The organism is Rathayibacter sp. AY1B8 (assembly GCF_002932775.1).
Classification (GTDB): domain Bacteria; phylum Actinomycetota; class Actinomycetes; order Actinomycetales; family Microbacteriaceae; genus Rathayibacter.
This window is the reverse complement of sequence record NZ_PSWJ01000026.1, coordinates 1-12918: the sequence shown is the minus strand read 5'-3', so window position 1 is coordinate 12918 and position 12918 is coordinate 1. Positions and strand designations below refer to the sequence as shown.

Below are 12918 nucleotides of genomic sequence, written 5' to 3'. Positions count from 1 at the left end.
ACGGTCCTCCACAGGTCGTCGTCGGACGCTGTTCTCCCGGGGACGCCTCGTTCGAGCTCCGCAGCTCGTCAGCTGCTGCTTCGCTGGAGGAATGGCTGATGCGGAGACCGTGCGAGGAGAGGTCCTCGCCCTCGGCGACCGGGCGGCGGCGCTCGCGAGGAGCGCCTCCCCGGTGCTCCTGTCCGCGGCGGAGGCGCTGCACGCGGGACACTGCGCGGCGCTGACCTGTCCCGACGCGTTCGCCCGAGGCTCCTCGGCGGACAGCAAGGATGCGACGGACCTCGTCGAACGGTCGATCCGAGCGGAGTTCGCCGTCGCCCTCGGGGTCTCCGAGCGCACCGCCGCCAGGGAGCTGCTGCACGCCTCGCTCCTGATGGAGGAGCTGCCGCGGACCCGTTCCGCGCTCGCCGACGCCAGGATGCGCTGGGAGGCCGGCCAGCTCGTCTGCTCCGTCGCGGCGACCCTCCCGGCAGCGGCGCGCGCGGCCTACGACGACCGGGCCGTCGACCTCGCGGAGACGCTGACCCCGGGGCAGCTGCGCCACGCCCTCGCGCGGGTGCGGGAGGAGCTGCACGACGAGCCCCTCGCCGAGCGGCACGCTCGCGCCCGTGAGGACCGCCGGGTGTGGATGACAGCCGGGATCGACGGCATGGCGACGGTGTGCGCGCACGTCCCCGCGCCCGAGGCCGTCGGAGCGCTCGCCCGGCTCGATCGCATCGCGAGGGATCTGCGGGACGGCGCCGAAGGGGACCGCGATCTGCGGACGCTGGCGCAGCTCCGCGCCGATGCGTGGGCCGACCTGCTCTGCCACGGGGACGTGGCGGGGACCACTCCGGAGGGAGCCGCGGCGCCCTCGACCGGGCTGCGGGCCGAGGTGAGAGTCACCGTGGCGGCGAGCACCGCCGCGGGTGACGACGAGGCGGCCGCCGAGCTCGACGGCTACGGGCCGATCCCTGCCGAGGCGGTGCGAGCGCTCATCGACGACGCCGCCGCCTTCACTCCCGTGCTGACCGACGAGGAGACCGGCGCGGTCGTCTCCGTCGGGCGCCGCCACCGCCTCCCGCCGCCGAGGATGAGGCTGCTGGTCCGCCTCCGCGACCAGACCTGCCGCTTCCCGGGCTGCACCCGGCCGGCGTCCTCGACGGAGACCGACCACAGCGTCGAATGGCGGAACGGGGGAGAGACGACTCCCGACAACCTCGCCTCCCTGTGCGTCGCCCACCACCACGTGCGCCACGGCGACCGGTGGACGTATCTGCTCCATCCGGACGGCACAGCGGACTGGACCACACCGACCGGCCGTCGCGTGACGACCCGGCCGCCGGCACTGCCCGGGCGTCCGCCGGTGGGCGCAGGACGACGGCCGGGTGCTCCCCGGCTCGACGGGGACCCGGCGGGGTAGGCGCCGGGTAGCCGACGGCTTCAACGACTCCCGACGTGCGTCAGGCCAGCGCGTCGGTGATCGGGCGGAACTTCATGCGGGTCTCGGCGAGCTCGGACTCGGGAACGCTGTCGGCCACGATGCCGGCGCCCGCCCAGGCCGTGACCGCGCCCTCGGCCGTGACCTCGGCGCTGCGGAGTCCGACAGCCCACTCGCCGTCGCCGTTGCCGTCGATCCAGCCGACGGGTCCTGCGTACCGACCGCGGTCGAAGGGCTCCAGGTGCTCGATGAGCGCAAGGGCGTCGGCGGTCGGAGTGCCGGCCACTGCGGCGGTCGGGTGAAGAGCATCGACGAGATCGAGCGCGCTGGAGGAGTCGTCCAGAATTCCTCGCACGTCCGTCGCGAGGTGCCAGAGGTTCGGCAGGCGGAGCGTGAACGGGGCGGCGCCGGCCGTCAGCTCCCGTGTGTGGGGCTCGAGCTCCCGGACCAGACTGGCGAGAGCGAAAGCGTGCTCTGAGCGGTCCTTCGGACTCTCGAGCAGAGCGGCTTCCACGTCCGCGTCGGCGAGGGGGTCCGCTCCGCGTGCAGCCGTGCCGGCCAACACCCTCGCCGAGATCTCGCCCCGATCGACCGCGACCAGCGTCTCCGGACTGGCGCCGAGGAATCCGTCCACGGCGAAGCCCCAGCAGTCCGGGTAACGCTCGGTGAGCGCACCCAGCATCCGACGCAGGTCCGCCCCCGGCGGGAGCCGCCCCTGCAGATCGCGCGCGATCACGACCTTGGACAGCTCGCCCGACCGGATCGTCTCCACCGCGGCAGCGACCGCCGCGCGGTACCCGTCCGGCGGCAGCGCACCCGGCGAGAGCGGCACGTGGTACTCCGCCCCCAGCGGCTCCTCGCCCGGCGTATCCGGTCCCTCCGCCTCGCCGATCGTGATCCGCGTCAGCCATGACCGGCCGTCGCGCGTCCCGATCACGGTGCGCGGCACGATCAGCACGCTCGTCGCCTCGGATCGGCTCGAGAAAGCGAAGGTCCCGAACGCGACCAGCCCCGTCCCGGGCAGTCCGACCCGGTCCTCCACCGTCGCCGCGTCGCAGAGCCGACGCCAGGTTGCCGCCGCCTTCCGCAGCCGTTCCGGGCCCGAGAACTCGAGGCGCAGAGCCTCGCCGCGTCCGCTGAGCCCGGCGCCGTCGCGCTGCCAGAGGAGGGGCCGCCTCGGGTCGGAGTGGGAGAGGAGCGACGGCGGAGAGTCCAGTGGAGTCGTCTCCGCACGCAGCAGGGGGGTTCCAGCGCCGATGAGCGTCACCTCAGCAGGGTACGCCCGCGCCAGAGGATGGGACGTCCCATGCCGCGGGGCTCGGGGCGCAGGGCTCCGTTGCTACCGTGATCCGGTCCGGGGCCGCCGCGCGAGGCGGAGCGGGGCGGTCCCGGCGCTTCCCCAGGGGGGAGCGCGCCGACCGGGCGCGGGACGGCGGATGCACAGCCGCCGTCCCTCGTCTCGCCGTAGACTTGCGGATCGTGACGAAGGCAGACCTCACCAAACGGCCCGACGAGGTCGCCTCGATGTTCGACACCGTGGCTCCCGCCTACGACCTGGTGAACGGACTCCTCTCGGTGGGGAACGACCGGCTCTGGCGGATCGCGACAACTCGCGCCGTCAACCCTGCTCCCGGTGAGCGCATCCTCGACATCGCGGCCGGCACCGGAACGTCGAGCGCGTCGCTGGCGCGGTCGGGCGCCCAGGTCGTCGCAGCCGACTTCTCCCCGGGGATGATCGCCGTCGGCCGTCGCCGTCAGGCGGGCAACGACCGGATCGAGTTCGTCCAGGCCGACGCGATGGATCTCCCGTTCGAGGACGAGTCGTTCGACGCCGTGACCATCTCGTTCGGTCTGCGCAACGTGGCCGAGCCGAGGACGGCGCTCGCCGAGTTCCTGCGTGTGCTGAAGCCCGGTGGCCGGGTCGTGATCTGCGAGTTCTCGACTCCGCCGATCGCTCCGCTGGCCGCCGCGTACGACTTCTACCTGTCGAGGGTCATGCCCGCCGTCGTGCGCCTCGCGTCGTCGAACAATCCTGCGTACGACTATCTCGGCGATTCCATCCGGGCCTGGCCGGAGCAGAGCGTCGTCGCCGCCTGGCTCCGCGCGGCGGGCTTCGAGCGCGTGGCCTACCGCGATCTGACCGCTGGCATCGTGGCGCTGCACCGCGGCGTCAAGCCGATCGCGGCGACCCGATGACGACCGGGGTCCGCACAGGCCGAGACGTTAGGGTTTCCCTGTGAACGCCACTGCGCCCGTCGCCCGTCGCAGCCCGTCTCTGACGGCGCAGCTCGGCCTCTCCGAGCGCATCTTCTCCTCCTCGTCGGACCGGGCTCTCGCCCGCACGATCGACGCGGGTCTGGAGCAGGTCGAGGAGGGTCTCGTCCGGCAGCTGTCCTTCGCGGACGCTGTGGCCGACGTCTCCACCCGGTACCTCCTCGAGGCGGGCGGCAAGCGTGTGCGCCCGATGCTCACCCTTCTGGCCGCGTCGCTGGGCCGCGGCAACACGCCGCAGGTCCTGCTCGGTGCGCAGGCGATCGAGATCACGCATCTCGCATCGCTCTACCACGACGACGTCATGGACGAGGCGGAGAAGCGCCGCGGAGTCCCGTCGGCGCAGACCGTGTGGGGCAACAACGTGGCCATCCTGACGGGCGATCTGCTCTTCGCCCGCGCGAACCAGCTGATGGTCGAGCTCGGAGACAAGGCGATCCGGCTCCAGGCCGACACGTTCGAGCGGCTCGTCCTCGGGCAGCTGCACGAGACGGTCGGCCCGACCGACGGCGAGGACCCGGTCGAGCACTACCTGTCCGTCCTGGCCGACAAGACCGGGTCCCTGATCGCCGCGGCGGGCCGCACGGGAGTCGCGTTCTCGGAGGCTCCGGAGGAGTACGAGGAGGCCATGCGCGTCTTCGGCGAGAAGATCGGCGTCGCCTTCCAGATCGTCGACGACGTCATCGACCTCTCTCCCCAGCCGGAGGAGACCGGGAAGAACCCCGGCACGGACATCCGCGCCGGCGTGTCGACGCTGCCGATCCTGCGCCTGCGCGAGCGCGCCTCCTCCGATAGGGAGGCCGCGGCTCTCCTCGCCCGCATCGAGAGCTATGTGAGCCGCTCGAACGACGCCATCGCGCACACGGAGGAGCAGAGCGCCGACATCTCGGACGCCATCGCTCAGCTGCGCGATCACGACGTCACCGCGCAGACCCTCGCCGAGGCCCACCGGTGGGCCGACGAGGCCGTCGCCGCCCTCGCTCCGCTGCCCGACGGCTCCGTCCGCAAGGCGCTGACGCGCTTCGCCGACACCGTCGTCGAGCGCAACGGCTGACCCCGATCGTCGCGGCGCGCCCTGCGCCGCAGGAATGAGACCGGTTGTGCGCTGCGGCGCCCCGGCAGGAGGAACGCAATGACCAAGCTCAGGCTGGCCATCGTCGGCGCGGGTCCCGCGGGCATCTACGCCGCCGACCTCATGATCAAGGCCGAGAAGAAGTACGACGTCTCGATCGATCTGTTCGAGCACCTGCCCGCGCCCTACGGCCTGGTCCGCTACGGCGTGGCGCCCGATCACCCGCGCATCAAGGGGATCATCACCGCGCTGCGGGAGGTGCTCGACCGGGGCGACATCCGCATCTTCGGCAACGTGCACTTCGGGACCGACATCACGCTCGAGGATCTCAAGCGGCACTACCACGCCGTGATCTTCGCGACCGGCGCCGTCCGGGACGCTCCGCTCGACGTCCCGGGTGTCGAGCTCGAGGGCTCCTACGGTGCGGCCGACTTCGTCAGCTGGTTCGACGGCCACCCCGACGTGTCGCGCACCTGGCCGCTGGAGGCGTCCTCCGTCGCCGTCATCGGCAACGGCAACGTGGCGCTCGACGTCTCGCGGATGCTGGCGAAGCACGCCGAGGACCTCCTGCCCACCGAGGTCCCGCCGAACGTCTACGAGGGGCTGAAGGCTTCTCCCGTCACCGACGTGCACGTCTTCGGGCGCCGCGGTCCCGCTCAGGTGAAGTTCACGCCGCTGGAGCTGCGCGAGCTGGGCGAGCTGCGCGACGTCGACATGATCGTCGCCGACGAGGACTTCGACCTCGATCCCGCTTCGGAGGCCGCCATCGCGACCAACAAGCAGGTCATGGTCATCAACCGGGTGCTCAACCAGTGGCGCACCCGCGAGGTCGGGAGCGCCTCGCGTCGTCTCCACCTGCACTTCTGGGCGAAGCCGCTCGAGTTCGTGGACGACGGATCGGGTCGGGTCGGCGCGATCCGGTACGAGCGCACCGAGCCGGACGGCGAGGGCGGAGTGCGCGGCACGGGTGAGATCCGCGAGGTCCCCGTGCAGGCCGTGTACCGCGCGGTCGGCTACTTCGGCTCGCCGCTCGACGGCCTCCCGTTCGACGAGATGCGCGGCGTGATCCCGAACCGCGAGGGCCAGGTCCTGGACGACGAGGACCAGCAGGTCCACGGCGTCTACGCGACCGGCTGGATCAAGCGCGGACCGGTGGGCCTCATCGGGCACACCAAGTCCGACGCCATGGAGACCGTCGCGCACGTGCTCAACGACCAGGCGTCCTGGTGGACGCCCGAGCACCCCGAGGAGGCAGCCGTGGTCGCCCTGCTCGAGGAGCGGGAGATCGCCTACACGGATCTCGACGGCTGGCACCGGCTGGACGAGCACGAGATGGCGCTCGGCGAGCCCGAGGGCCGTGCGCGGGTGAAGGTCGTTCCCCGCGAGGACATGATCGCGATCTCGCGGGCGGAGCCGGTAGCGCTCTGACGCGTGGTCTCCGAACGGCCCTCCGGTGCAGTCCGGAGGGCCGTTCGTCGTTCCGGCGTGGACGCCTTGCGCCTCCTCTAGGATTCGGGCACCGCTCTGGACGGAGACAGCATGACCACGGCCGCGCCCCACGACGTCATCCGGGTGCGCGGTGCGCGCCAGAACAACCTCCGGGGGATCGACGTCGATATCCCGAAGCGGAGGATCACCGTGTTCACCGGGGTCTCGGGCTCCGGCAAGTCGTCGCTGGTCTTCGGCACCATCGCGGCCGAGTCCCAGCGCCTCATCAACGAGACCTACTCCGCCTTCGTGCAGCAGTTCATGGGGTCGCCGGCTCGCCCGGACGTGGAGTCGCTCGACGGACTGTCGGCCACGATCGTCGTCGATCAGGAGCGGATGGGGTCGAACGGCCGGTCCACGGTCGGCACGGCGACCGACGCGTACACGATGCTGCGGATCCTCTTCAGCCGGATCGGCGATCCGCACGCGGGCACGAGCGGTGCGTTCTCCTTCAACCTGCCGGAGGGGATGTGCCCGCGGTGCGAGGGGACGGGCCGGGTGTCGAGCATCGACCTCGACGCGCTGATCGACCGCTCGAAGTCGCTCGAGGGCGGCGCTCTCGACGCGATCCCGAACTTCGTCGTCGGCGGCTGGTACTGGAAGGGCCTCGCCGAGTCGGGCCTCTATCCGGCCGATGTGCCGATCGCCGATTTCACGCCCGAGCAGATGGACGCGTTCCTCCACCGTCCGGCCACGAAGATGGCCATCGCCGGGATGACGATGACCTACGAGGGCCTCCTGGTGAAGGTCACCCGCCTCTACCTGGCCAAGGAGGCGGCGCAGCCGCACATCCGCGCCTTCGCCGAGCGGGTGGCCACCTTCGCCGCCTGTCCCGAGTGCGGAGGCGGCCGGCTCACCCGGGCGGCGCTGGAGTCGCGCATCGGGGGCCGGAACATCGCCGAGTGCGCCGCGCTGCAGGCGACCGACCTCGCCGCGTGGCTCCGCGGACTGCAGGCGCCGTCCGTCGCTCCGATCGTCGAGACCCTCCTCGGGACGCTCGACGCCCTCGTCCAGGTCGGCCTCGGCTACCTGTCGCTCGATCGGGAGTCGGGCACGCTCTCGGGCGGTGAGGCGCAGCGGGTCAAGATGGTGCGGCATCTGGGGTCGAGCCTCACGGACGTCACCTACGTCTTCGACGAGCCGACGGCGGGTCTGCATCCGCACGACGTCTCGCGGATGATCGAGCTGTTGCGCCGCCTGCGGGACAAGGGCAACACCGTCCTGGTGGTCGAGCACAAGCCGGAGATCATCGAGATCGCCGATCACGTGGTCGACCTCGGTCCGAGGGCCGGCGCGCACGGCGGCGAGCTGCGGTTCGAGGGGACGGTGGCGCAGCTGCGCACGTCGGACACCCTGACGGGCCGTCATCTCGGTCACCGCGTCCCGCTGAAGGAGGCCGTGCGCCGTCCGACCGGGGCGGTGGAGATCCGCGGGGCCTCCACGCACAACCTCCGCGGCGTCGACGTGGACGTCCCGCTGGGCGTGCTGACCGTCGTCACCGGAGTCGCCGGCTCGGGCAAGTCGTCGCTTCTGCACGGCTCGCTCGCGGGTCGGCCGGGCGTGGTGGTGGCCGACCAGTCGCCGATCCGCGGCTCGCGGCGCAGCAATCCGGCGACCTACACCGGGGTCCTCGACGCGATCCGGGCGGCCTTCGCGAAGGCGAACGGTGTGAGACCGGCGCTCTTCAGCGCGAACTCGGCAGGCGCCTGCCCCGTCTGCAAGGGGGCCGGGATGATCTTCACCGAGCTGGGCCCCGCCGCGACGGTCTCGTCGGTCTGCGAGGAGTGCGACGGCAAGCGGTTCACCGCTGAGGTGCTCGAGTACCGCCTGCGCGGGAGGAACATCCACGAGGTGCTCTCGATGCCGATCGTCGACGCCGCGGAGTTCTTCGCGAGCGGACCGGCGCACACGGTGCTCGCCCGTCTCGTCGACGTCGGTCTCGGCTACCTCACGCTCGGACAGCCGTTGAACACGCTGTCCGGGGGCGAGCGCCAGCGCCTCAAGCTCGCGATCAACATGGCCTCGTCCGGATCCGTCTACCTGCTCGACGAGCCGACCACGGGCCTGCACCTCGCGGACGTCGACACACTGCTCGGACTGCTCGACCGGCTGGTCGACTCCGGGAACTCGGTCGTGGTGATCGAGCACCACCGCGCCCTGATGGCGCACGCGGACTGGATCATCGACGTGGGGCCCGGAGCCGGGCACGACGGAGGGACGATCGTCTTCGAGGGGACTCCGGTCGGGCTCGCGGCGGCGGACACGCTGACCGGACGCGCCCTCGCCGAGTACGCGCGCTGAGGCGCACGGAGCCGCGACGTCCGCGGGTCAGCGCGAGAACGGGCCGGACAGGGCCGCCCACTGCAGGAGCATGATCGTCTTCGCGTCGACGATCTGCACGCCGATCTGGGTCAGCGCCTCGTCGAACGAGAGCTCGAGGACCTCGATGTCCTCGCCCTCGTCGGCGAGTCCCGCGAACGCTCCGTTGCGGGTCCCCGCGCGGTAGCGCCCGGCGTAGAAGTGCAGCTTCTCGGTGACCGAGCCGGGGCTCATGAACGCGTCGAACACGTGCTCGAGCCGGCCGACCTCGAGTCCGGTCTCCTCGGACGCCTCGCGGCGGGCGCCCTCCTCGGGCCCGTCCTCGTCCAGGAGACCGGCGGGCACTTCGAGGAGCATCCCGTCGAGGTCGCCGTTCACGTACGCGGGGTAGCGGAACTGCCGGATCAGGACGACGGTGCGCGCGTCGGCGTCGTAGAGCAGGACCGCCGCGCCGTTCCCCCGGTCGTAGGTCTCGCGCTGCTCGCTCGTCCAGCTGCCGTCGCGGTGCCGGTAGTCGAAGCGGGTGGTGCGGAGGACGTACCAGTCGCTCGAGAGGAGGGTGACCTCCTTCACGACCACGTCGGGGTTCCCGACGAGGTCGAGCCCGTCCCTGTCGAGTCCGGTGCGGCCCCGCCGGTCGGGGTCGTCGATTCCGGCGGTCACGCGCGTGCTCCCGTGTGCGTCATTCCTCAGCGGAAGTTGACGAACTGGAGGTCGAGCTCGAGGTCGGCTCCGCGCAGGAGCGCCATGGTCGCCTGGAGGTCGTCGCGGCTCTTCGAGGAGACGCGGAGCTCGTCGCCCTGGATCTGCGACTTGACCGACTTCGGCGCCTCGTCGCGGATGAGCTTGTTGATCTTCTTCGCGTGCTCCTGGTCGATGCCCTCCTTGAGGGTGGCCTCGATCCGGTACTCCTTGCCGGACGCGAAGGGCTCGCCCGCGTCGAGGCTCTTGAGGCTGATGCCGCGCTTGATCAGCTTCGACTGGAAGACGTCGAGGATGGCGTTCGCCCGCTCCTCGGTGTTGGCCTTGATCAGGATCTTCTCGCCGCTCCAGGCGATCGAGGCGCCGACGTTCTTGAAGTCGTAGCGCTGCTCGACCTCCTTGTGGGCCTGGTTCAGGGCGTTGTCCGCCTCCATCTTGTCGATCTTGCTGACGACGTCGAACGTTGAATCTGCCATGGCTCCGAGTTTAGCTTTCAGGCGTGGCGGAGCCCGGCCCCAGGCGCGGCTGGTACTTCTGAGGAGTGCGCCGCGTCCCCGTTCTCGTCCTCGTCCCGCTCGCCGGGCTCCTCCTGGCCGGCTGCGGCCAGCGGCCGCCCGCGCTGACGGTCGAGGAGGGCCTGTCCACCGTCCCTCCCGCGGCGACCGCTCCCGTCGCGGCCGACCTCGTCGTGCTGGAGGATCCCGAGCAGGCCGCGGCGACGCCGGTGCGACTGCTCGCCGACGAGGCGTGGCTGGGCACGGCGTCCGAGGGGAGCGGCATCCCGCTGCGTGCGCTCACCGCCTACGCGGGCACGGCCCTCCTCACGGCGTCGGTCGACCCCGACTGCCGGTTGGACTGGGCGACCCTGGCCGGCATCGGCTACGTCGAGAGCAGGCACGGCACGATCGACGGCGGCGAGCTGGGCGAGGACGGGCGGCCGACGGAGCCGATCTACGGTCCGCGCCTGGACGGAACGCGCTTCGACCGGGTCCCCGACAACGACGGCGGGGCTCTGGACGGCGACGCCGAGGTCGACCGGGCGATGGGTCCGCTGCAGATCATCCCGGCGACGTGGATGGCGTGGGCGTCGAGCGGATGGGATCCGCAGAACGTGGACCAGCAGGCGGTGACCGCCGCCCGGTACCTCTGCGACGCCGGCGGCGACCTCTCGACGGAGTCGGGATGGCGGGCGGCGATCGCGGCCTACAACCCGGCCGGGAGCTACGCGGGGAAGGTCGCGGAGGCGGCGTCCCGCTACGCGGCGGAGGCGGACTGAGGCCTCGCGGCACCGATTTCCGATCCGCCGGTCGCGTGGGTATCCTTGCTGAGCGCCTCCGGTTGTGAACACGCGGTCGGGTGCGTCACGGCGAGTTACCCTAGCGGCCAAAGGGATCTGACTGTAAATCAGACGGCGTAGCCTTCGGGGGTTCGAATCCCTCACTCGCCACCGAGCAGGAACACCCAGCAGACGCCCCGGCATCATGAGATGCGCGGGGCGTTCCGCATGTCGGGATATCGCCGTTCCGGCGGAGTGCCTTTCCGGGGGAGCACAGGTCCGGCGGATCGCCGGGCCCGGCGTCTTCGTCCCGTCGCACCCCGCACGCCGTCGGCCCGGCCTCCGCGGTCGCCCGGCCCGCGCTGTCGGCCCGGCCCGCGCCGTCGCCTCAGCCCCGCGCCTCCTGCTCCAGGAACCCCGCGAGGGAGAGCGGCGGCCGTCCGGTGAGCCGCTCGACGTCGGACGAGACGTGCTCCAGCTGTCCGGCGGCGATCGCGGAGTAGGTGCTGACCCAGGCGTCCAGCTGCCAGTCCTGTGCGTTCCAGCGGCGGCGTGACGCGTACGCCTCCTCGAGGGTCTCGTCGACGAACACGGCGGGGCGGCCGGCCGCCGTCAGTGTCGCGGCGACCTCGTCGAGGGTGAGGGCCTCGGGCCCGGTCAGCTCGTAGGCGGCTCCGCGGTGCTCGGAGGGGGAACGGAGGACCGCGGCGGCGGCGCGGGCCACGTCCTCGCGCGCGACGACGGCGGCCCGGCCCGTTCCCGCGGGTCCGCGGATCGCGCCGTCCTCGCCGAGCATCGCGGGCAGGAAGTCGAGGTAGAGGTTGTCGCGGAGGAACGTCCAGCCCATGCCGGAGCGGCGGATCGCGTCCTCGGTGGCCGCGTGGTCTCGGGCGAGGGTGAAGACCGCGTCGGGTGCGGCTCCGGCGAAGGAGGTGTAGACGACGTGCTCGACACCCGCGGCGGCGGCTGCGTCGACGAATGCGAGGTGCTCGGCGCGGCGCTCCTCGTTCTCGGAGGCGGAGACCATCAGGAGGAGGCGCACGCCCTCGAGCGAGTCGCCCGCGTCGGCGAAGGAGGAGCGCACCACCTCGGCCCCGGGGAGCTCGGGCGCGCGGAACGGGTCGCGGACCAGCAGGCGGAGGGCGTGACCGGCGTCGGCGAGCTCGCGCGCGACGCGGCCGCCGACGGCTCCGGTGGCTCCGGTGAGGGCGATAGGGGTGCTCATCCCCTCATGATGGGCCCGATCCCTAGGCTGGGGCCATGAGCGACAACGCCCCCCTCCTCGCCATCGCCCGCTCGATCGCCGTCGAGGCGGCGCACCTCGCCCGCCAGCGGCGGGAGGACGGTGTCGAGATCGCCGCGTCGAAGTCGTCTCCGGAGGACGTGGTGACGGCCGCGGACCGGGAGGTCGAGGAGCTGATCCGCCGGCGCCTGGCCGAGGCGCGTCCGGACGACGGCTTCCTCGGCGAGGAGTCGGGGTCGGGGGGCGGCACGAGCGGGCTGACCTGGGTCGTCGATCCGATCGACGGGACCGTCAACTACCTCTACGGCATCCCCTCCTACGCGGTCAGCATCGCTGTGGTGGAGGGGGAGCCGGATCCCGCGACCTGGACCGCGCTCGCCGGCGCGGTCGTGAACGGAGCGACGGGCGAGGTGACCACGGCCAGCCGAGGCGGGGGAGCCGAGCGGGACGGAGTCGCGCTGCAGGTCTCGGCTCCCTCCTCCCTCTCGCTCGCGCTGGTGGGCACCGGCTTCGGCTACGACGCGGGCCGCCGGATGCGCCAGGGCGCCGTGGTGCAGGAGCTCCTGGGCTCGGTCCGCGACATCCGCCGCATCGGCTCGGCGGCGCTCGACCTGTGCTCGGTGGCCACCGGGCAGCTGAACGCGTACTACGAGCGGGGCTTGAATCCGTGGGACCTCGCTGCGGGCGCCCTCATCGCCGAGGAGGCGGGTGCGCGGGTCGCGGGACTCGACGGCGCGCCCTTCGGCTCCGGCCTGCTCATCGCGGCACCGGATCCTCTCTTCGCCGAGCTGGAGGATCTGCTGCGCCGCCTGCGCGCGGACGAGGTGTAACCGCTCTCCCAGGCCGGGCCGACAAGGATTCCGTGCGCCGAGAGGCGGATCGGCGCAGGATCCCGCCGGGGCTCGCCGCGCGTCGTGCCCCGATCGCGCCTGTGCGCGGCGGCCTCTGGCCGGATCCCGCCGGCCGTGGTTATCCTTTATGAATTCGTGATGTTCGCACAGGCTGCGCTCACGTAACCGAGCGGTGCCTCTCCCTGGAGGCCCGCTCGTCCCGCCCCCCGACCCCGACTCCTCGCCGAGGAAGCCGTCGTCCGGACGCGCCTCGGCCAGGCGCCGGCGGATCAGCTC

General features: G+C 72.1%; 11 protein-coding genes and 1 tRNA gene. 8 read left to right on the top strand and 4 right to left on the bottom strand.

Going from position 1 to position 12918, the window contains the following annotated elements; translation table 11 throughout:
• Positions 1–91: 91 nt before the first annotated feature.
• The gene (locus tag C5C63_RS13790; RefSeq protein WP_104233416.1) at positions 92–1402 is read left to right on the top strand and encodes an HNH endonuclease signature motif containing protein; all 1311 of its coding nucleotides are present in this window, start codon (positions 92–94) and stop codon (positions 1400–1402) included.
• A 40-nt stretch (positions 1403–1442) separates the two neighbouring features.
• On the opposite strand, the gene C5C63_RS13785 is transcribed toward C5C63_RS13790, so the two are convergent.
• A complete protein-coding gene (locus tag C5C63_RS13785; protein ID WP_374954102.1) occupies positions 1443–2687 on the bottom strand; it encodes an isochorismate synthase MenF in 1245 nt (414 codons plus the stop codon).
• Positions 2688–2899: 212 nt separating this feature from the next.
• Here C5C63_RS13785 and ubiE point away from each other — a divergent pair, with 212 nt between their 5' ends.
• The 4 genes from ubiE to C5C63_RS13765 all read left to right on the top strand — a co-directional run bounded on the left by ubiE (position 2900) and on the right by C5C63_RS13765 (position 8552).
• Complete coding sequence (gene ubiE / locus C5C63_RS13780) at positions 2900–3616, top strand: bifunctional demethylmenaquinone methyltransferase/2-methoxy-6-polyprenyl-1,4-benzoquinol methylase UbiE (protein ID WP_104326264.1); 717 nt, start codon at positions 2900–2902, stop codon at positions 3614–3616.
• 40 nt (positions 3617–3656) lie between these two features.
• Positions 3657–4745, top strand: a complete 1089-nt coding sequence (locus C5C63_RS13775) for a polyprenyl synthetase family protein (protein ID WP_104249782.1) — start codon at positions 3657–3659, stop codon at positions 4743–4745.
• Positions 4746–4823: 78 nt separating this feature from the next.
• Positions 4824–6191: an FAD-dependent oxidoreductase gene (locus C5C63_RS13770; protein ID WP_104223603.1), complete on the top strand. Its 1368-nt coding sequence runs from the start codon at positions 4824–4826 to the stop codon at positions 6189–6191.
• Between the two features lie 111 nt (positions 6192–6302).
• On the top strand, positions 6303–8552 hold the full coding sequence (locus C5C63_RS13765) for an excinuclease ABC subunit UvrA (RefSeq protein WP_104326254.1): 2250 nt from the start codon (positions 6303–6305) through the stop codon (positions 8550–8552).
• A gap of 27 nt (positions 8553–8579) precedes the next feature.
• On the opposite strand, the gene C5C63_RS13760 is transcribed toward C5C63_RS13765, so the two are convergent.
• Together C5C63_RS13760 and C5C63_RS13755 are read right to left on the bottom strand one after the other, a co-directional pair.
• On the bottom strand, positions 8580–9233 hold the full coding sequence (locus tag C5C63_RS13760; RefSeq protein ID WP_104326253.1) for an NUDIX domain-containing protein: 654 nt from the start codon (positions 9231–9233) through the stop codon (positions 8580–8582).
• A 26-nt stretch (positions 9234–9259) separates the two neighbouring features.
• On the bottom strand, positions 9260–9748 hold the full coding sequence (locus C5C63_RS13755) for a YajQ family cyclic di-GMP-binding protein (protein WP_104223606.1): 489 nt from the start codon (positions 9746–9748) through the stop codon (positions 9260–9262).
• Positions 9749–9813: 65 nt separating this feature from the next.
• On the opposite strand from C5C63_RS13755, the gene C5C63_RS13750 reads away from it, so the two are divergent.
• A complete protein-coding gene (locus C5C63_RS13750) occupies positions 9814–10548 on the top strand; it encodes a hypothetical protein (RefSeq protein ID WP_104326252.1) in 735 nt (244 codons plus the stop codon).
• Between the two features lie 89 nt (positions 10549–10637).
• Positions 10638–10719 (top strand) — tRNA-Tyr (locus C5C63_RS13745).
• A gap of 217 nt (positions 10720–10936) precedes the next feature.
• Here C5C63_RS13745 and C5C63_RS13740 read toward each other — a convergent pair.
• Positions 10937–11773, bottom strand: coding sequence for an SDR family oxidoreductase (locus C5C63_RS13740; RefSeq protein ID WP_104326251.1), 837 nt, complete (start codon positions 11771–11773; stop codon positions 10937–10939).
• A 35-nt stretch (positions 11774–11808) separates the two neighbouring features.
• On the opposite strand from C5C63_RS13740, the gene C5C63_RS13735 reads away from it, so the two are divergent.
• Entirely contained in the window at positions 11809–12621 is an 813-nt protein-coding gene (locus tag C5C63_RS13735) for an inositol monophosphatase family protein (RefSeq protein WP_104233409.1), read from the top strand.
• The last annotated feature ends 297 nt before the right edge of the window (positions 12622–12918 follow it).

Bases quoted from the DNA above. Each gene is read 5' to 3' on its own strand.
- C5C63_RS13735 (WP_104233409.1), top strand. From the start codon at position 11,809: ATGAGCGACAACGCCCCCCTCCTCGCCATCGCCCGCTCGATCGCCGTC.
- C5C63_RS13770 (WP_104223603.1), top strand. From the start codon at position 4,824: ATGACCAAGCTCAGGCTGGCCATCGTCGGCGCGGGTCCCGCGGGCATC.
- C5C63_RS13740 (WP_104326251.1), bottom strand. From the start codon at position 11,773: ATGAGCACCCCTATCGCCCTCACCGGAGCCACCGGAGCCGTCGGCGGC.
- C5C63_RS13765 (WP_104326254.1), top strand. From the start codon at position 6,303: ATGACCACGGCCGCGCCCCACGACGTCATCCGGGTGCGCGGTGCGCGC.
- C5C63_RS13790 (WP_104233416.1), top strand. From the start codon at position 92: ATGGCTGATGCGGAGACCGTGCGAGGAGAGGTCCTCGCCCTCGGCGAC.
- C5C63_RS13755 (WP_104223606.1), bottom strand. From the start codon at position 9,748: ATGGCAGATTCAACGTTCGACGTCGTCAGCAAGATCGACAAGATGGAG.